This is a genomic window from Neorhizobium alkalisoli, from assembly GCF_007829835.1.
Taxonomy (GTDB): Bacteria; Pseudomonadota; Alphaproteobacteria; order Rhizobiales; family Rhizobiaceae; genus Neorhizobium.
In genome coordinates, this window is sequence record NZ_VIWP01000012.1 from 44,443 (window position 1) to 63,112 (window position 18,670).

At 57.1% G+C, this 18,670-nt stretch carries 12 protein-coding genes, 1 pseudogene and 1 other annotated feature; of the genes and pseudogenes, 9 read left to right on the forward strand and 4 right to left on the reverse strand.

What is annotated here, in order from left to right:
• Window positions 1-271 precede the first annotated feature (271 nt).
• Window positions 272-1,249 carry an alpha/beta hydrolase gene (locus FHW37_RS28510; protein ID WP_145642633.1) on the reverse strand — a complete coding sequence of 326 codons (978 nt, stop codon included), beginning with the start codon at window positions 1,247-1,249 and terminating at the stop codon, window positions 272-274.
• A 312-nt stretch (window positions 1,250-1,561) separates the two neighbouring features.
• Here FHW37_RS28510 and FHW37_RS28515 point away from each other — a divergent pair.
• The 4 genes and pseudogenes from FHW37_RS28515 to FHW37_RS28530 all read left to right on the forward strand — a co-directional run bounded on the left by FHW37_RS28515 (window position 1,562) and on the right by FHW37_RS28530 (window position 6,628).
• Window positions 1,562-2,628 (forward strand): annotated as a pseudogene (locus tag FHW37_RS28515) (IS3 family transposase).
• Window positions 1,843-1,959: a sequence feature (AL1L pseudoknot), on the forward strand. Its footprint overlaps the pseudogene before it by 117 nt.
• A gap of 29 nt (window positions 2,629-2,657) precedes the next feature.
• Window positions 2,658-3,398 (forward strand): ABC transporter permease, encoded by a 741-nt coding sequence (locus FHW37_RS28520; RefSeq protein WP_246690973.1) that lies wholly within the window; start codon window positions 2,658-2,660, stop codon window positions 3,396-3,398.
• 169 nt (window positions 3,399-3,567) lie between these two features.
• Window positions 3,568-5,004, forward strand: a complete 1,437-nt coding sequence (locus tag FHW37_RS28525) for a lipopolysaccharide biosynthesis protein (RefSeq protein ID WP_145642637.1) — start codon at window positions 3,568-3,570, stop codon at window positions 5,002-5,004.
• Window positions 5,005-5,191: 187 nt separating this feature from the next.
• Window positions 5,192-6,628, forward strand: a complete 1,437-nt coding sequence (locus tag FHW37_RS28530) for a glucosamine inositolphosphorylceramide transferase family protein (protein ID WP_145642639.1) — start codon at window positions 5,192-5,194, stop codon at window positions 6,626-6,628.
• On the opposite strand, the gene FHW37_RS28535 is transcribed toward FHW37_RS28530, so the two are convergent.
• On the reverse strand, window positions 6,571-7,887 hold the full coding sequence (locus FHW37_RS28535; protein WP_145642641.1) for a VpsF family polysaccharide biosynthesis protein: 1,317 nt from the start codon (window positions 7,885-7,887) through the stop codon (window positions 6,571-6,573). The two genes, FHW37_RS28530 and FHW37_RS28535, sit on opposite strands and share 58 nt — an antisense overlap.
• Window positions 7,888-7,982: 95 nt before the next feature.
• On the opposite strand from FHW37_RS28535, the gene FHW37_RS28540 reads away from it, so the two are divergent.
• From FHW37_RS28540 to FHW37_RS28560, 5 genes are all read left to right on the forward strand, one after another.
• On the forward strand, window positions 7,983-9,503 hold the full coding sequence (locus tag FHW37_RS28540; protein ID WP_145642643.1) for a GumC family protein: 1,521 nt from the start codon (window positions 7,983-7,985) through the stop codon (window positions 9,501-9,503).
• A 4-nt stretch (window positions 9,504-9,507) separates the two neighbouring features.
• Window positions 9,508-10,656, forward strand: coding sequence for a glycosyltransferase (locus tag FHW37_RS28545; RefSeq protein ID WP_246690974.1), 1,149 nt, complete (start codon window positions 9,508-9,510; stop codon window positions 10,654-10,656).
• A 507-nt stretch (window positions 10,657-11,163) separates the two neighbouring features.
• Complete coding sequence (locus tag FHW37_RS28550; protein ID WP_145642781.1) at window positions 11,164-12,096, forward strand: sterol desaturase family protein; 933 nt, start codon at window positions 11,164-11,166, stop codon at window positions 12,094-12,096.
• Window positions 12,093-14,024 (forward strand): GNAT family N-acetyltransferase, encoded by a 1,932-nt coding sequence (locus FHW37_RS28555; RefSeq protein WP_145642645.1) that lies wholly within the window; start codon window positions 12,093-12,095, stop codon window positions 14,022-14,024. Before FHW37_RS28550 ends, FHW37_RS28555 begins: the two co-directional genes overlap by 4 nt.
• 57 nt (window positions 14,025-14,081) lie before the next feature.
• Window positions 14,082-15,176 (forward strand): glycosyltransferase family 4 protein, encoded by a 1,095-nt coding sequence (locus FHW37_RS28560; RefSeq protein WP_145642647.1) that lies wholly within the window; start codon window positions 14,082-14,084, stop codon window positions 15,174-15,176.
• Between the two features lie 275 nt (window positions 15,177-15,451).
• On the opposite strand, the gene FHW37_RS28565 is transcribed toward FHW37_RS28560, so the two are convergent.
• Window positions 15,452-18,280, reverse strand: coding sequence for an FAD-binding and (Fe-S)-binding domain-containing protein (locus tag FHW37_RS28565; RefSeq protein ID WP_145642649.1), 2,829 nt, complete (start codon window positions 18,278-18,280; stop codon window positions 15,452-15,454).
• On the reverse strand, window positions 18,277-18,669 hold the full coding sequence (locus tag FHW37_RS28570; protein WP_246690975.1) for a Zn-ribbon domain-containing OB-fold protein: 393 nt from the start codon (window positions 18,667-18,669) through the stop codon (window positions 18,277-18,279). The genes FHW37_RS28565 and FHW37_RS28570 overlap by 4 nt, the downstream gene beginning before the upstream one ends.
• Between the last annotated feature and the right edge of the window lies 1 nt (window position 18,670).

An 18,670-nucleotide genomic window follows, 5' to 3' on the forward strand; every position in this document is an offset into this window, starting at 1 on the left:
TCCGCCGCAAGGACTTGGCCATTCTTGTGCACCCGACTAGGAACAAGGGCATAGTGCTTCAATCGACCTCTATCATATCGCTGGGCCAGGATGGCTACAAGTCGCGGCTGTTTAAATCGCCAGAGCTGACAGGATTTCCGGTGCTTAGGAGAAAGGCACGAAAGTCTCGCCGTCTCTTATACCTGTCTTGCTGGTGGGGAATAATTATCAAGATCCGCTTGGCCTAGGGCAGTTCGCCCTGCTTTTGCAAGCTTCCATGAACCCGTTGCCATCAGTCTTTCGCAATCTCCTCGGTCTTGTCCCATTGCGCATCGATGAACTGAAGCGCCGGCACGATCGAAGTCTTCCAAAGCGACCAGACATGATCGCCATCGGTGATCCGCAGCTCTGATGGTCGCCCGCCGGCCTGCAGGGTTTCGTGCAGAGCAACAGCACCTCGCCAGAGGAAGAAACTGTCGTCATCGCCGCATGTGATGAATGTTGCCGGCAGGACTTCGTCTTCCGCAATGCTTTGCGAAACCAGCGTAAAGATGTTCTTCTCGTTGAACAGGCGGGCGTCGAAGGGCGTGCCAAACGCACCGGAAAAATGATCGCCGGTGGACGGAAGGACCACGCCGCTGGTAATCGTGGACCGGTCAACCTTATGGAAAAAGGCGCTGTCTTCGATCAGCTTCAGCTCCGCTGGAGACTTGTCGAGATCGGACGAGGGGACATTCTGCCAGATTGCCCCCGAAAGGCTTGCGACGGCGCCATAGAGATCCTTGTGCGAATAAGCCAAGTGCAGTGCACCGAAGCCGCCCATGGAAAGGCCTGCAATCGAACGTCCCTCGCGGTCCTTGCGCACGGGAAGGCTGTTTTCGATCTGATGGCGCAGGTCGCGCGTCAATGCCATCTCGTAGTCGCCCGGACCGCCGACAGCACCGGAATCCACATACCAGCTATTGGTGACACCCGGCATGACCACCACCAAAGGCCGAATGGTCTTGTTTTCAATCAGCCGATCGAGTGTTGCCTGAATATCGCCAAGGTCGCGCCAGCTGTTCTCGTTTCCGTCGTGGCCATGCAGAAGATAAAGTACGGGCCATCCACCCTGGGGGGCATTGCCGTCCGGCTTGTAGATGTTGACGGCGAGCGGGCCATTCAAAGCAGGGCTTTGGAAGGAGTTATTGCTGATCGATCCGGCATTCGCGAGCCCCGACAAAGATAAAGGCACCACAACAGACAAGACGGCTGCCCAAGATCTTACCATAGTGTCGACTCCTTTGATCGTTGGTTTTGGAACGCTCTTTTCCGACACTCGTTCCCTATAGCCGGCTGCTATGAGACGTCTGCGATGACACTGCGGCGAGGCTGATTTTTCTAGGCGGAGTTCATCTCATTGATGGTGTGTGATTCAATCTTCCTGAAAGGAGATTGCCATGCGTCGTCACGAATTGAGCGACGAGGAATGGGCTGTCATTGCACCTCTTTTGCCGAACAATAGCCGTGGAATTGAACGTGTCGATTTCTGAACCGCACCGGGTTTGCCGGGGGCTCCAACTTCTGAGAGAGTGGAGCCGATATGAGCAAGACAACGAACAAGTTTTCACCTGAAGTGCGCCAACGCGCCATCCGTATGGTGCTGGATCACGAGGCAGAACACCCGTCGCGGTGGGCAGCCGTTTCATCTATTGCGGGCAAAATTGGCTGCTCACCGGCCACGCTGCATGAATGGGTGAAGAAGACCGAGGTCGATGGCGGCAAACGAGCAGGCTTGCCGAGCGACGCGGCCGAGAAGATGAAAGCTCTGGAGCGGGAGAACCGCGAGCTTCGTCAGGCCAACGAGATTTTGCGCAAAGCCTCGGCCTATTTCGCGATGGCGGAGCTCGACCGCCCCTTCAAACGATGATCTCGTTCATTGACGAACACCGTGGCATGTTCGGGGTCGAGCCGATCTGCAGGCTTTTGCCGATTTCCCCATCAACCTACTACGAGAACGTCACCAAGCGCTTGGATGTGGACCGCCTGTCGGTTCGCGCCTGCAGCGATATCGCTATGAAGATCGAGATACGCCGGGTGTTCAATGAGAACTTCCAGGTCTACGGCGTGCGTAAAATCTGGCGGCAGTTGCAACGAGAAGGCTACGACATCGCCCGCTGCACGGTCGCTCGCCTTACGAGGTCGATGAGCCTGCAGGGGATTATTCGAGGAAAGCCGGTCCGCACGACATTCTCGGACAAGGCAGCCCCGAGCCCGCTTGACCGGGTAAACCGCCAGTTCAAAGCCCCAGCACCAAACAGGCTGTGGGTTTCGGACTTCACCTATGTCGCGACCTGGCAGGGTTTCGTCTACGTAGCCTTTGTGATCGACGTCTTTGCCCGGCGCATCGTTGGCTGGCGAGCGAGCCGGACGGCATATGCGAGCTTTGTCCTCGATGCCCTCGCCGAAACGATCAACGGTCTCTACAAGGCCGAGGTCATTCATCGGCGCGGACCATGGAGGAACTTCGAAGCGGTGGAGTTCGCCACTTTGGAATGGGTCGACTGGTTCAACCACCGACGATTTCTGGAGCCAATTGGAAACATACCGCCAGCCGAAGCTGAAGAACGCTACTACGCCATGCTGGACGAACCAGCCATGGCCGCATAACTCAAACCAAATGGCCTCTGATGCTGGCCATGTTGAAGAGTGGGATCAATCGCTATTGGGGCGTGCTGCTCATCCTCCTGCTTTGGCAGGCCTGGGTCACGATCGGCCAGCTCAATGCAATCGTCCTGCCCCAGCCCGTCAACGTGTTGGTCGATCTGGTAATCGATCCCCGCATCCATACCGCGAACGGCATCCAGACCCTGGCGCTCGCCATCGCCGGCCTGCTGCTCGGCATGACCTTCGACAGTCTGCTGGCGATCCTGTGCTGGTTTTCGCGGCTTGCTACCGGAATGCTGGTGCCGTTGGCGATGATCTTTTCCTCCGCGCCAATCGTGGCCCTGATCCCGATCATCGCGCGGCTGCTCGGTTACGACATCAAGACGGTGCTGGCGATCGTCGTCATCGTGTCCTTCTTTCCGGCTTTCGTCTTTACCTCATCCGGAATGCGTGCACTGCCGCCGGGTGCGCCGGATCTGTTTGAGGTTCTCGGAGCCTCGCGCCGGATGCGTTTTCGCCATCTTGTCCTGCCGGCCGCCGTGCCGAATTGGATGATTGCGCTACGGCTTGCCGTCTCCTCCGCCGTTCTGTCGGCGATGTTGGCGGAGTATTTTATGGGCCAAAGCGGCTTGGGTTACCTGTTCCGGCAAGCTGCCGGCGATTTCGACATGGAACGCGCCTTCGGCACATCGGTGATCGCCACCGTTGTTTCGGTCGTGACCTTCACCCTGTCGCAGCGAGCCGAGCGGGCGGTTAACACGCGCTGGCGGTAGGGCAAAGCGTCCGCTTATGCACGGCTGATTGACGGTCGTACTGGCGCAATAAAGACTGTCATTTTATCCAATATGTCCGATCGGTTAACGGATTGAATTTAGCAATAGCGGTGACGAATGGCATGGGCGAAACTGCATTTGCAGGACTGCCTGCTCACAAGGATCCGCTATGCTCCTGCGATCAACTCTGATCTACGCCCCTGCCATTATCTTTACGCGCATATCCGCTCTGCTTCTCGTCATCTTCGCCACCCGGATGATCGATCAGACGGAGTACGGCCTCCTGACCCTGGTTGTCGCGGTAGGAGAGATGATCGACGTAGCTGTGACAGATTGGATGCGCATTTCCCTGCTCAGGCTCGGTGGCAAGGGCGACGTTACGCGGGGTAGCCTGGCGCGTGCAGCCAGCATTCTCTTTGGAACATCGGCTCTGGCGCTAGTTGTCGCCATCCCTGCTTCAATCATTGTCGTGCCACAACGGTGGATGGAATTTCTACTGGCGGTGGCAGCCTATCTCGTGGCCGGTGCAGTTGCGCGTTTCGGTTTGATTGTGCTGCAGATGCAGCAGCGTCACACGGCTTACGTTACCCTTGAATTCCTGAGGGCTGCGTTTCAACTGGTGATGCCAGTTCTGATCTTGATGGCCGGGCACGAAACCTTCTTGGCCGTTTCCCTCGCGTCGAGCACCGGTACCCTGCTGGCTGCGGTTGTTACCGGCATTGTGGCGGCCCGACGTGTCGTTGCTGGACCATCCGTCTTTACGCATTATGAGTTTTTTGCAATCGGCCTTCCAGTCGTTGCGGTTGCACTGGTAAGCCTTGGCCTCACCAATGGCGAGCGCGTCATTCTCAACGAATTTCATGGCGCAGCCTCTGTCGCAATCTTCGCAGCCGTTTACGCACTTGCCCGACAGCCAATCGCGCTGATCGCAAATGCGGTCAATACAGCGTCATTTCCCGAGGCAGTCTCACGCTTCGACCACCAAGGTCCACTGGCCGCCGGTCACTTCATTGCGCAAACCATGGCACTGATCATTTCGCTCAGCCTGCCCGCCGCGGCACTTCTGGTTGCCTTGAGTGATGACATCGTCAGGCTCTTTCTTCCCGCCGAATATGCGGGCCCGGAAGTCTTTCTATTTGCGATCATCGCATTTGCGGTCATCGCTACAAACCTCAGCGACTATGTCTATGGAGCAATGATTCATGCTCACAAACGACCGCACTTGCTCATCATCAACAAGGCAGTCGGCTCCGTGATTTGCATTGGATTATCGCTTTTGCTGATACCCTCGATGGCAGAAATAGGTGCGGCTCTCGGCCTTGCGGCTGGCGCCGGCGCCGGCCTGTTCGTCTCGATCATCATTAATCAGAAAATGACGCCAATCCCGACGCCTTGGCGCGCCATGTTTTCGGCTATCGTCGTCGCGATCGGCACCGGATATACTGCGGCTCTCATCTCCGGTTCGATACAAGTAGACTCGCTCTTTATCAAACTCGCCATAGCAAGCATCGCGTCCGGGTTCGTCTTTCTTGCGCTAAACGCAATTATGTACCCAAAGGAGGCTATGCACCGGATATATACTGTCAAGGAAATGTTTACCTCCTGACTATATCTCACTTAGTGCGTTATTCGACCGGTATCCGGTTGATGTGCTCAAGCATACATCGGGGACATATTTCAAGGTCCAGCTTCCGGTGCCGGTCAGAGGCTTTCTTGATCATGCTGCTGTTTCATCTGCGAAATATAAATTGGATGTCAGATCGTTCGCAACGCGTTGAGCCGAGGGACATCTGTTGAACATCCTGATCCAATCCTTCGATCGGGATGCCGAGTTCGCCTGCGAAACTGTTGCCCGGCTCAATGCCTCAGGGCACGCGGCTTATGTTACCTATGCCCAAGAGACGTCTTTGGGCAGACATCTTCTAAAAATCCTGCTTGCCGTTGAAGAACGCTACCTGCGTATCACCCGGAACGCAGCTGCCATGCCTCCACCCGAAAACTTTCGTGCCGATCTAATCGTCGATCTGACGGGAGAGAGACGGTCCGAGGACACGGCTGTGCTGCGGGTCGAGATCAATGGCCATCGCAACATCCTCGACGGACTGGCCAGCGTGAAAACGAAAACTCGCCATGCCACGGTCGTCGCCTGGCTCGATGATTGGCCGGTCGCACGGGCTTCACCAATGATAAGCCGGCAGACGTTCTTCGTCGTCAATCGCGATGAGCTGTATGTCGGTGTTCAATCGCTGATCATGCACACGATTGCCCGACTGGGTGGTGGACCGCTCGATGCGCTTTCCATCGACCGGATGCCAAAGGTTTCAACCTGCTTCATCTGCGCTTATGTCGCACATCTCACAACCGCTCTTTGCCGGCGTCTGTTGCAAGTTTTCATTGGACGCCGCCATCGCTGGCCTGCCTGGCAGACCGCGTGGCGATTCATAGAAGGGCCGGGTATTGCAGAAACACGCCGATTGGACGGTACTCCCTTTTCAGTGTTGCCAGATGACGGTCAGCGCTTCTACGCCGATCCTTTTGTCCTCGAACATCAGGGCGATACGTATATCTTTGTCGAAGAGTTCCCTTACGCCACCGGCAAAGGCGTGATCTCGATGAGTAAGGTGGGAAAGGACGGGTGCGCAAGCGTGCCGCGACAGGTGCTGGAAGAACAGCACCATCTCTCCTATCCCAATGTCTTCAAGGACAAAGGCGAGATCTTCATGGTTCCGGAATCCGGAGCGGCACTTGAAGTGGTGTTGTATCGGGCCGAGAGGTTTCCTGATCGGTGGGCTCGTCATGCCTTGTTGATTGCTGGACACAATATAAATGACGCGACGTTTATGCAACGTGATGGGCGTTTATGGATGTTTGCGACCGAACGGTTCGGGAAGGGGAGTGAATCCGACACGATGGTTGTTTTCAGCGCTCCAGACCTTCTGGGGCCATGGGCACCGCACAAACTCAATCCGATCTTGATTGACAAGGCTGGTTCTAGGCCGGGCGGCCATATCATCGAAGATGATGGGCGTTTCTTTCTTCCGGTGCAAGACGGAAGCGAGGTTTATGGCGGCGGGCTAGGCTTGCGCGAGATTATCGTGGTCGATGACGACAGTGTCGTGCTGGGACCGGTCGAAGCCATTGGCACCGGCTCCGCCTGGGCACGGCGCGGCATTCATACCCTCAACCGCACCGACCACCTTGAGGTCGTCGACACCACCTGGTGTGATTGAGAGGTTTTCCTCCCTGCTTTCGCCGGTGAAACGGGTAGGAACGAAATGGCTAGCGTCGTCAAGAGGATGACATCCGGGTTCTTCGTCGCGAACCCGTTATTAGACAGGTCGACGGCGATCAGCACGAGCATCGCAATCCGCGCTTCTACCGACGCCGCGTTAAAGAGGCGAACGAAGAAAATCATTATGATGATGGCAAACGCGACGGCAGCGGGCAGGCCTAGCGTCAGAATGATAAAAACAGGCGCGCTTTCAATAAAGTAGATCTGAAGATTTGTCCTGACCAGGAGAAGCAGCGTGTTGGCATCCATGCCAAGCATGATATCGCGCCAGCTGACATAGTTGAAAATCTGGTAGATCTTGACGCGTGCAAGTGAATTATCGTCCGCAAGGGAGTTATTGAAGCGACCGAGGAAACCTGCAGAAGAGAGTGTGAAGACAAGCAATGCGCCGCAAATGATTGCGCATAAGACAATTAGCAGCTTGGCCTGCCTTTCACGGCGCAGGGACAATTTTTGCCAGCGTGAAAGGCAAAGCAGAAGTAGGATTTCCGCGGCCCCGGCCAACGTTGCAAGGCGCGCACCCGACGCAGCCAACCCCACAAAAAGCACCAGAATAAGCATGGCTCTGAGCCAGAGCGGCCATCGTGTCAGCGCGACAAACCCGATCGTCAGCGCAATATGCGCGCCCAGTGCCAAAGGGTGCCCGGCAAGTCCTGTCGGGCGGAAAAATGGCTCATCTTCTGTGAACGGCAGAAGCCGCGTCTGACTGACCAATTCTCCTATTGCGATGATTGCGCTTGTGATCATCAAGATGATGACACATTCGCCAACAATGCGACGAGCATCCGGCGTCTGCGTCAAAAGGAGAAGCCCGGTCAGGACTGCGACCAGATAGGTGTCAATGATGAAGCCGGTTGCGCTTACGCCGCTGGTCGCCACGATCAGAAATGTCAAGAAAACCAGCGCACCGCCAATTCTCAGAAGCGATCTGAAAAGCGAAAGATCAGCCGTCGACAGCAAAAATGGCCGCGAAACCAAAGCCAGAATCAGAACTGAGACGATTGCGTAAGCCGCGAGGTGGAACTTGACAATAAAAGACCCACCCTCGGACGTGTAGCTCACGAAACCATCGAGCACTCCGGCAGAAATGAATATGCGCGCGACCACCGCCAAAATCGTCAATATCAGCAGCACAATCCCAAGGGCGTTATGCCGATAGTCTAGGCTTTGCGCGCCGGTCATACCAACACGGTCCATCGAAAACCTCAGTTCGCAATCCGGATGCCATAAAGGCCACGTTAACAGTCGTTCGGATAAAGCTAGACACCTAAGTAAAATGAGGCGTTAACACCATGTCCTTCCGCGATCGGGATGCAATGGAAAAGGGAGCGCGTGCCCCCTCATTGCTCAACTACATCGCAAGAGACAATTCTACGCTGCGCAGGACGCCCGGCGGCTCGAAAACCAATCCTCCCCATCCGAAAACAGATACCCCCGTCAGCCTCGACGGTATCGGCGAATTCCTGGAACTCGATCTGCGCCGAATCCTGGTCTGGCTGCGAGACGGAATAAAGCTGGCAATCGTCGTCGGTATCGTCTGCGCTATCCTTGCAGCATGTTACGGCCTGCTCGCCAAGCCCCGTTATACGGTGAGTTCGGAAGTCTATATCGAGCCTGCCAATCTTCAGGTCATCAACAATGATCTCTATGCGCAACCCTTGCAGCAAGGAGATCGCCAGGCTCTTGTCATAGCCAACCGCGCGCGACTGATGACATCAGGCAACGTGTTGACGCGTGTTGTCCAGACTTTGAAGCTTGCCCAAGATCCGGAATTCTACCAGCCGCCGAGTGGCCTGTTCAGCTCGCAACCGTCCAGCGCCCGCGCAAATGCGGATGCCGAACTGGGAGCGCTGAAATCACTGCGAAAGAAAATCACGCTGAACGCGGATGGTCGGACATTCATCGCGGAGCTGCTGGTTACCGCATGGACGGCGGATAAGGCTATCGCCATTTCAAATGCGATCGTTACGTCGTTCAACGCCGAGCTTGCCGGCACGGAAGCGCAAACCGCCGGCAGGGCGGCGAGCGCCCTCGACGAGCGCCTTGCAGCCCTCAAATCCAGTGCGCTGGCCGCAGACGAAGCGGTGGAAAGTTATAAGCGCACCCACGGGCTTTCAACTGGCGAAAACGGCCAGCTTGTCAGCTCGCAGGCCATGACGCAGACGAACACGCAGATCCTGGCGGCACGCACCCGCGTGATCAATGCCCAGACCAATTATAATTCCCTTTCCCGTGCAAATGATACGTCGACCGCAACCATTCCCGAATTCTCCGACACGTTACGGGAACTGAAGCTGCGTACGAGCGCGCTCGAACAGCAGCTTGGAGCGCAGGAAACGACCTATGGTGATCGTCACCCGTCCATTTCGAAGATCCGCAACGAGCTGGCAACGGCACGAGAGCAGGTCAGGATCGAACTTCGACGTGCCATCAATGTTGCTAAGGCGGAACTCGATCGGGCAAATGAGGCTCTGAAACAGGTGACTGCCAACATGACGGCGCTTGAAAGTGCATCTTTCAGCGACGGCCAGTCGCAGGTAGAGCTTCGAGAGCTCCAGCGGGATGCACAGGCAAAGACGCAGATTTACGACAGTTTCCTCGTACGCGTCGGACAGATCGCGGAGAGAGAACGGATAACGACCGATACGGTTCGCGTGGTTACTCCGCCGGTGCCACCGAGTGGACGTTCATGGCCTCCTGGCCCTGCAATGCTGTTCGTTGTCGGCGGCATTCTTGGCTTTATGCTGGGATTGGGTCTGTCGGTGATCCGCGGCATCGTATCCGACCTGCGACGCCAAGATATTGCTGGCTAAGCGGATGATGCCTGGTGCTCGCGTGACATTCCACGTACCCACCCTTTCCGGTGGAGGAGCCGAACGCGTTTTTGTCCTGCTGGCAAATGAGCTATCACGGCGTGGATACGACGTCACACTTCTCGTTTGGAACGGGAAAGGTCCGAATGCCGCGCTTATCGATCGCAATGTCGATCTGGTCAGCTTCGATATGCCGATGTCGCAAGGCCGTTTTGGCAAAATGGCAACGATCCAGGGGCTGCTTCGAACGGCCCGGTTCTTTCGTCGGCAGAAACCCGACGCAGTTTTTTCCGCCCTGAATTTCGCCAATCTGATCATCGCCATCGCCTTGAGGTTGGCGGGGTCTGGCGCCCGATACTTTCCATCCTATCACAACGCGATGGGGCTGAAGACCGAAGGCCTCGCGTATTATATCGTTCCTGTTCTCAACCGCATCACGATAACGCGCACGGCGAAGGCGATCGGTGTATCTTCCGGTGTCAGCCGCAATCTGGTTGAGAAGGGTTTTCACGTCGATCAAGTGGTGACGATCTACAATCCGCTTCCGCCGCAGACGCGTCGAAACCCTGACATATACGCTTGGGAAGAGACGCTTTCCACTCTCGGAGAAGGCCCGATCGTCGCAGTTCTCGGCAGACTGGTTCCGGTCAAGGATCACGGCACTCTTCTTCAGGCCTTCCGGCGCGTCTTGAGCAAAATGGATTGCCGGCTGGCCATATTTGGTGACGGCCCTTTGGCAGAGGCGCTTTGCGATCAGGCCCGATCGCTCGGGATCTCGGATCGTGTCATGTTCGCGGGATACGTAAACGATCCGGCTGCGTGTTATGCTGCGGCAGATCTCGTCGTGTCTTCGTCGATCAGCGAAGGCTTCGGCAATGTTCTGGTCGAGGCCATGGCGGCAGGCGTGCCTGTGGTCTCGACAGATGCTCCCTATGGTCCTCGAGAAATTCTGGCCGGCGGTGAGTTCGGGGCGCTCGTTCCGGTTGGTGATCCCGTTGCGCTGGCAGATGCAATCCTGTCGACGCTCGGCCGTCCTGTCGATGAAATGAAGCTGCGGGCGCGGGCGCGGGATTTCGATATCAGCACGATTGGAGATCGATACGAGGCGCTTCTTGAGGCCGATCGAAAGCCCGGCCAGGGGCGAAATCTCTGACCTTGGATTGGTAAACAGTTTCCGCAAGCAAAAACATGCGTGCAAACATAATTGCGCCGCCTATTGCTCCAAACGAGCCCGCTTCTCGCAAGGGCCTGGTCCGCCTTCTCGATTTGTTGGATTTTTTCCCGTTTCGAACCGTCTGAAGGTAAATAAAGGCTTACAAATTGCGCGCGCAAGCAGCGTCTAAATGACGTATTTCCTTCAGATTCCGGCCGTTCCGACTGATCGCCAAAGCTTGGATGTATTGAATCATAGTATAGATTCCGAATTTGAAGATAAGTCTAACGATTGCCTTAACCTTTGCGGAACGGGTCGTATGCTATCGCGACATCAATTCACATCGGCGTTGCACGCCCCATCATAACCGACTGATTGTAACTTTACTTGATAAAAGCCCTTTAGTTGCGCCTTCGCGCCAACCCAGGAGTTGCGGAATTGAACAGCATCCTGTCCGAATTGATCACGCGTCTCTCCAACAAGCTTTCCAGCTCCAGCCTGATCGCAATGGGGGTTCTTTTTCTCGTCGTGTTTATTTGTGCTGCGGTGGCCTATAGGCGGACCGTCGAGCACAGATCGCTCAGGGACTTTTTTGACTTCGCTTTCCCCGCCGAAATCATCTGGCACCCGTCGGCAAGGGCTGATTTCTTGTTTTGGATCACCAAACGGGCGATCATGCCGTTCCTGCTGATCCCGGCTGGTGTAACGTTCGTGTTTGGCGTCGGCTATGTGACGCACCAGGCGATCGCGGCTCTGTTGCCGGTCGAAACGCCTATTTTGCAGGGTCCGGCAGGGCCGGTGACGACCCTGATCTTCACGATCACGATGCTGCTGGCCTACGACATCTCCTACTACCTCTATCACGTCGCCCAGCACCGCTATCCCTTCCTGTGGGAGCTGCACAAGGTTCATCATTCCGCCGAGGTGATGGTTGGCGTCACCAAGGACCGCGTGCATCCCCTCGATGATCTGATGAACCGTGCGTGGGATGGTGTGATCCCCGGCATCTGCTTCGGCATATGGAGCATTTTTGCGTTGAACCTGGTCGAGCTGACCGTGTTCGGCATCAATGTATATATCCTCCGGAATATCCTGATGATGGATTTCGTGCGCCACACGCATCTCAAGATCTCGTTTGGTCCCCTTAACCACGTGATCCTGTGCCCGCATTGGCACCAGCTCCATCACAGCGTCAATCCCCGCCACTACGACAAGAATTTCGGCCTGTTGTTCTCATTCTGGGACCGGATTTTCGGCACGCAGGCTGTTCCACATCCGGATGAAGATTTCAGATTTGGTCTGATGGACCGCGATGCCGCCGACTACCAATCGCTCTTCGGCCTCTGGATCCTGCCGCTGAAGAAGATGTGGAAACACATGACGCGGTTTTTCCGCAAACTTTTTGGAAATGCTTCTACGCAAAGCAGGCCCAACTCATGAACATGCACACTCTCCCCAATCGGGCCGACGTCACGAAGCTGGAAGTCGTCAACACAACTGGACGTCTCAACGAAATTGGACCTCAGTGGACCGAGCTCTGGACGCAGACCGGTGGTCAAATCTTTCAAAGCCATGCTTGGATCAAAGCATGGTGGGACACGCTTGCGGAGCGCGAGCAGTGCGAATTGCGGATCGGCCTCATTTGGCGGCAGGACATGCTTGTCGCTGTCATTCCGTTGGCAATCACCCGGCGCAAGGGTGTGCGCTTCCTTGAGTGGGCGGCCGGCGCTTATTCCGACTATGGTGATATTATCATCTCTACGGACTGCCCCGACGCAGCTCTTGCACAGCTATGGGGAAGGCTGTGCAGGGCGCGGGGCTTCGACCTTGCCTTTCTCAACCGCCTGCTGCCCAATGCAAACGCCCGTCGGCTGATTTCGGTCAGTGCGGCAAGCGGCGTCAAACTTGAACCACATCATCGGCAGGAAACCAGTTATCGCGTGGAGCGACGGTGGGAGACCGGAGAGGAATGGCTCGAGAGCAAGCCGAAGAAAATCCGTCAGGAATACCGTCGCCATCTTCGCATCCTCGGCGAAATGGGAACGATCGAGTTCCGCATGGTTTCCAGGGCAGAGGATCTCGGGGATACGCTTGAGCGGCTCGTCGAGCTGAAGCGTGGAAACCTTGCAGCTCAGCAACTTGAATCGGCAATGTTCGAGGACAAGCACGTACTTGAGGCCTTCATCAACGCGCTGTCCGCCGCAGGCATCCTTCGTTTCTTCCTGCTTGAATGCGACGGGGAAATCATCGCGGCGTCGCTAAATTTCGTTCAGAACGATGTCATGATGGTCTATGTCACGACCTACGATCCGAAATTTAGCCGTGGATCTCCAGGCGATGTCCTGATGACAGAATACGTCAAATGGTCGATCGACCACGGCCACCCTGTAATCGATTTTCTTTGCGGAGCGGAGAGGTTCAAGAATAAATTCGCAACGGATGCTGTCGCGCTGGAATCGGTTCTGGGCGCTAAGAGCCTCAGAGGCCTTGCCGCCTATATCGCTGACGACCTTCGGCAAAAGTTCAGGCGAGTTCGTCATTCCCGACCGGCGTCGGTGAAGCAATTTCTTCAGGCCGATTCGCCTGAAGTCGAGCAGATCACGATTCACGAATCGGGTCTCCCCGACAACTATTCCGTTCTGGGTCTGCAGATTAGTGAAGTGACCCTGGAAAGGGCATTTCGCTATTTTGTCCACTGGTCCAAGGACCCGGTTGGACGAACCGTTGTCGTGCGCGACGTCCATGGCATTGTGAAAGCGATCGATGACCCTCAACTTGCCAGAATCCACAATTCGGCAGACATGGTCACGCCGGATGGAATGCCTCTCGTGTGGTCTGGAAGGATGTTGGGCAGATCGGTGAGCCGGACATGCGGGCCTGACCTGATGCACTACGTCCTCAAGCATTCCGCACGGGCGAACCTGAAGCACTACTTTTACGGCGGCAAGCCCGGTGTTGCGGGTCGTCTCAAGCTAGCATTCGAAAAGCGATTTCCAGATGTTGGAATTGTCGGAACTTCGACGCCGCCATTCCGTACGATAACGGACGAAGAGTTGAACGTCGTTGCCGAAGAAATTCGCCAGAGCGGAGCGCATGTTGTCTGGATCGGCATTTCCAGCCCGAAGCAGGAATATCTGATCGAGCGCCTGAAGTCCCTGGTGCCTGCTACGTTCATCGGCGTGGGTGCGGCCTTTGACTTCCACACCGGAGCTGTCAGTCGCGCTCCCTACTGGATGCAGGTTGCAGGCCTCGAATGGGGGTTCCGGCTTTTTTCCGAGCCGCGCAGATTGTGGCGGCGCTATCTTATCGTTGCCCCGCGTTTCGTCTGGCTGATGCTGAAGGACCATTTCTCAAAACATCCGGTCTAATAGCAGTTCCCTCGTTTCGGACAGGAATGTCGGCATTTAATTTCAGGTAAATGAAACATGAAGAAAGCTTTGACCGTCCTGGTGACTGCGCCATCGCTGGCTCATTCGAAAAACGTGTCTGGTGTTTCTTCCGTCGTGCGCGAACTCATAGCAGTGCTCGATGGAAAATTTCGTTTCAGGCACTTGCGGGTGGGATCAGAGCAGAATCCGAGCAGGTTTCTCCCCGCACGGATCGATAGCGTTGCCCGTACCGTAGGAGCGTTCTTCATTTGCCTTTTTGGCAGCTACGATATTCTCCACGCCAATGTTGCGCTCAACCGAAAGTCGATGATGCGTGAGCTGCTCTTATGCGTGGCAGCCCGATTGCGCGCCAAACCCATCATACTCCACCTCCATGGCGGCACTTATATCGAAGAGATTCCGCACGGTACGATCGCATGGCTGCAGAACGGCCTTTTCGACATGGCGAATACCATTGTCACGTTGAGCGAACGCGAGAGACGTCTGTTGACTGCAAGACGACCGGATTGCGCGTCCAAATTCCGAGTCGTCTATAACGGAACTCGTGTCCCTACCGCACTCGATCGGCCGAAGAAAAAGCCGGGCAGAATCGATGTCGTTTTCGCAGGGCGGCTCGTGGAAGAAAAGGGGATCGCGGCAATCATCAACCTGGGGCGCCGTATCAAAGGCACAGGTGGTATTTTTCTTCACATTTACGGCGAGGGAAATCTAAGGCCGCAGTTGGAGGAGCTGGCGGATAATTCATCGGTCTTTTACCACGGGATCTTCTCGCCTTCGGATCGGGAAAAGATCTTCAATGGCTGTGACATCATGATCCTTCCTTCTTTACGAGGAGAGGGAATGCCGATGGTTGTCGTCGAAGGCATGGCAGCCGGGGTCGTGCCGGTATGCACTCAGTTATCGTCCGTCCCCGAAATCATCACGGATGGACAGAATGGGGTTCTGCTTTCCGCATCAAGCGGAGAGGAAATGCATAATGTCCTGCTCGCACTTTTGAAAGATCCAGATCATCTGGATAGGATGTCCACACAGGCCCACGACTTCGCCAGAAGCCACCTCGATTCATCCGTCAACATGGCGATCTTCGACGGGTTGTATCGTCGAGCGACCAACAGCCTGTCTCTCGAGTAGATTTGCGGCTTGGCGCTATTGAGCCTCAGCTATCTCGGCAGTTGACGCAAAAATTTATGTGCTCCCCGATTTCAGGCCAGCTGGCGCAAGAATTTTCCGGGGGGCATGCTCTGGGACCAAACTTTAGCCCGGAGGCCGCTGCGAAGCGTGTATCGGTTATTCGATACAGTAGGAGCCACCATCCAGAATTGAGCAGTTTTGCACCGGTAGATTCGCAATGATGGGATTGCCGGTTCAGATCTTTTCAAGACCCGAATATCGAAAATCCGACAAAGCTACGGGAACATCGCAGCAATCAGCCCCAGCGGATGGCGGATGACGTTACCCGTCATTCTTTCTGTCTGGCATCTGCAAGAATATCCCGTCGACGATTTTAGGCCATCTGCTTCCTTTTCCAGCTGCGGCTTCCAAGAAAGATCGAAGAGGCGCCGCGATACCGTCTGGTGCCGCTTTTGATGGCCGAATAGGCCAGCCATGCCGCAACATCCCGTTGTCGGGATAGATAGATCGACGCCAAGTGCGTGGAAAACGTCGCGCCAGAGCATTCCGGCAGACGGCAGCGCTGTCGTCTCTGTACAATGCATCAGAAGTGTCGCTGTCCGCGGGTCTGTGACACGCGGAAACGCCCGTCCCTGCAGAACCTCTTGGGCCAGAAATTCCTGTGGCAGCATCACGGCGGGAACGCGATATCCTGCCTTCGCGTATTCCTGCCGCAAGGTCATCACAAATGCTGGGTCTATCCCGATCATCGGCAAGCCGGTCTTGGCTCCGCGTTCAAGAGCCTCCGTTATAACGGTAGCCATTTTGTCAAAGCCGAGATTGTCTCCCAGAGACCGAGCAGCTTTGCCGGCAGGTATCATGTCGACGAGAAGCGCGTGGTAACCGAGGGCGCGCAATCCGTCGATCGTATCGCGCTGAACCCCTTCGTCGAAAAGCGCGGTGAACCAGTCCTGCCAAACAAGGACAGTGTTGCTGGCAAGCGGATAGGCTCCGAGTTCGGCATGCGCGATCCTGTTTTCGGCCGGCATTTTGGCAGCGATCAGGTCGGGAAGATCCACTGCGTTCATCAGACGCTCCGCGATAGGTCGGATCTTGCTCCAGATCGGCCGGATTACCGGTGTCAAGGCGATCAGCCAGGGACTGAGGCGTTCGCCGAGCAGCGTCAACCTGTCCGCCAGAGGGCGGCGGTTGCGGCGGTAGAAATCGGCATAGAAGGCCGAGCGCATCTGCGGAATATCGACCTGGATCGGACAGGTCGAGGCGCAGGCCTTGCAGCCGAGACAAGTGTCGAGCACGCCCATAAGGTTCCGTTCGTCGACCGGCGGCGTGCCGCGCTCGCGGGCCGTTTTCCAGGCGCGTAGCGCATCTGCGCGGCCCTTGGGTGAATGCCGTAGGTCACCGGAGGCCTTGAAGGACGGGCACATGGGTGTCGTCGCCGCATAGCTCAGGCACTGGGCATTGCCGTTACAGCGAAAGGCCGCCGCGAGCGGATCGCCGGGCGCGGCGTTGAACGGCCGGAAAGCCGTGCCGGCAATATCCATCATCTGTTCAGGGGGGCCTACCAGCTTGCCGGGATTGAAGCGGTTTTTCGGATCGAAGGCGGCCTTGACGCCCTGAAGCGCCGCATAGGCCTGCGGGCCGAGCCATTCGGCCACATAGGCTCCGCGCACGCCCTTACCGTGTTCGCCCCAGAAAATGCCGCCATGGCGGCGGGTGAGGGCGAAGACCGCGTCGGAGACCGAGACCAGCTTGGCGCGATCGGCATCGCTGTCGATATTGAGCGCCGGGCGGATATGCAGGCAGCCGACATCGACATGGCCGTATATGCCGAAACCGAGGCCGTGATCTTTCAGAACCGCCAGAAATCCGTCGAGAAAATCCGGTAGGTTTTGCGGCGGCACGACGCAATCCTCGACAAAGGCGACGGGGCGCGCCGGCCCGTCCACCTTGCCGAGCAGGCCGACGCCGGCGGAACGGATCGCCCAGAGTTCGCGGATGTCCGCGCGGTCGCGCGCCACATGGATGGCGCCCGCGCCGGAAAGCGTTGCAAGACGGTGTCGGCAGGCGTCCAGGTTGCGGTCCAGCGCCTGACAATCCTCGCCGTTGAATTCGAGAAAGACATAGGCGCAGCGCAGATCGCCCTGCGGCCGCAGCGGGTCCGGCAGGCGCCGCAGAATGCCGGCTTCCGCGGCGATCTGCTGGACCCATTCGTCCATCACCTCGATCGCCGTCGGATCGTCCTGCAGAAGCGGTGTCGCGGCCGCGAGTGCATCGCGAAAGGTCGCGAAGGTGGCAACGATCAGCCGCTTTTCGGGTTCGATGCGCCGGAGTTTGACCCTGATCCGCGTGATCGGCCCGAGCGTGCCCTCGGCACCGAGAAACAGGCGCCACCATTCGAACCTGCCGTCATCGCGGCAGGCGCGCTCAAGATCATAGCCGGTAAAACGCCGGTTCAGCCGCGGCGTCTTCGCAATGAAGGCGTCGCGCCCTTCGCGGGCGGCCGCTTCCGCCGCTGCCAGCATGGGCCCGGCCCAGTCCGGCGCGGGTGCCAGGCTGGACATAAGTCCCTCCGCCTTGGCGATCTCGATCCCTAAAATATTGTCGGAGGTCTTGCCGTAGATCCGTGATCCCTTGCCGGATGCGTCGGTCGAGACCATGCCGCCGATGGTGCAGCGGGTCGAGGTTGAGGTTTCCGGCGCGAAGAACAGGCCGTGCGGGAGAAGCTGTTCGTTGAGATCGTCCAGCACCATGCCCGGCTCGACATCGGCCCATTGCTCCGCAACGTTGACGTCCAGCAGCCGCGACATGTGCCGGCGAAAATCGATGACGATGCCGCGGTTGAGGCTCTGGCCATTCGTGCCGGTGCCGCCGCCGCGCGCCGTCAGGGGCAGGCCGGCAAAGTCCGGACGGTCGATGACGCGTATCAGGACGACGACATCCGCCGTGCTCTGCGGGGCGACGACGATATCGGGAAAGATCTGGTAGACCGAATTGTCGGTGGACATGGCGGCGCGCAAGGCGCTGTCCGTCTCGATCTCGCCCTCAAAACCGTCACGCGCGAGGGCACGGGCAAAACGGCCGATCGCCTCGCCGTCCGGACTCATGGCTCCAGCGGCCGGAACAGGGGCACGGCCTGTTCGCCATCCTGCGACGGCTTGAACACCAGCGTGACCGGCTGGCCGATCGACAGCGCTTCCGGATCGCAATCGACGATATTGGTCATCATCGTCGGGCCTTCCTCAAGCGTCACATAGGCGATCACATAGGGTTCGGCCATGCGTCGCAGATAGCTGTAGGAATAGATTTTTCCGCGGCCGCTTGCCTGTCGCCAGACCGTTTTGGCACTGGCGCAGAAGGGGCAGCAGGGGCGGGGATACCAATGCGCCTGGTCACATTCCTCGCATTGCTTGATCAGGAATTCGCCGCGATTGGCGGCCTGCCAGAAGGGCAGGCTGTCGGGGCTCGGCTCCGGCGCGGGGTTTTGATAGGTCATT

What these genes read in the sequence shown, in the direction of transcription:
- FHW37_RS28510 (WP_145642633.1), bottom strand. Translation starts at nt 1,249, where the DNA reads ATGGTAAGATCTTGGGCAGCCGTCTTGTCTGTTGTGGTGCCTTTATCT.
- FHW37_RS28520 (WP_246690973.1), top strand. Translation starts at nt 2,658, where the DNA reads ATGTTGAAGAGTGGGATCAATCGCTATTGGGGCGTGCTGCTCATCCTC.
- FHW37_RS28525 (WP_145642637.1), top strand. Translation starts at nt 3,568, where the DNA reads ATGCTCCTGCGATCAACTCTGATCTACGCCCCTGCCATTATCTTTACG.
- FHW37_RS28535 (WP_145642641.1), bottom strand. Translation starts at nt 7,887, where the DNA reads ATGGACCGTGTTGGTATGACCGGCGCGCAAAGCCTAGACTATCGGCAT.
- FHW37_RS28540 (WP_145642643.1), top strand. Translation starts at nt 7,983, where the DNA reads ATGTCCTTCCGCGATCGGGATGCAATGGAAAAGGGAGCGCGTGCCCCC.
- FHW37_RS28545 (WP_246690974.1), top strand. Translation starts at nt 9,508, where the DNA reads ATGATGCCTGGTGCTCGCGTGACATTCCACGTACCCACCCTTTCCGGT.
- FHW37_RS28550 (WP_145642781.1), top strand. Translation starts at nt 11,164, where the DNA reads ATGGGGGTTCTTTTTCTCGTCGTGTTTATTTGTGCTGCGGTGGCCTAT.
- FHW37_RS28555 (WP_145642645.1), top strand. Translation starts at nt 12,093, where the DNA reads ATGAACATGCACACTCTCCCCAATCGGGCCGACGTCACGAAGCTGGAA.
- FHW37_RS28560 (WP_145642647.1), top strand. Translation starts at nt 14,082, where the DNA reads ATGAAGAAAGCTTTGACCGTCCTGGTGACTGCGCCATCGCTGGCTCAT.
- FHW37_RS28565 (WP_145642649.1), bottom strand. Translation starts at nt 18,280, where the DNA reads ATGAGTCCGGACGGCGAGGCGATCGGCCGTTTTGCCCGTGCCCTCGCG.
- FHW37_RS28570 (WP_246690975.1), bottom strand. Translation starts at nt 18,669, where the DNA reads ATGACCTATCAAAACCCCGCGCCGGAGCCGAGCCCCGACAGCCTGCCC.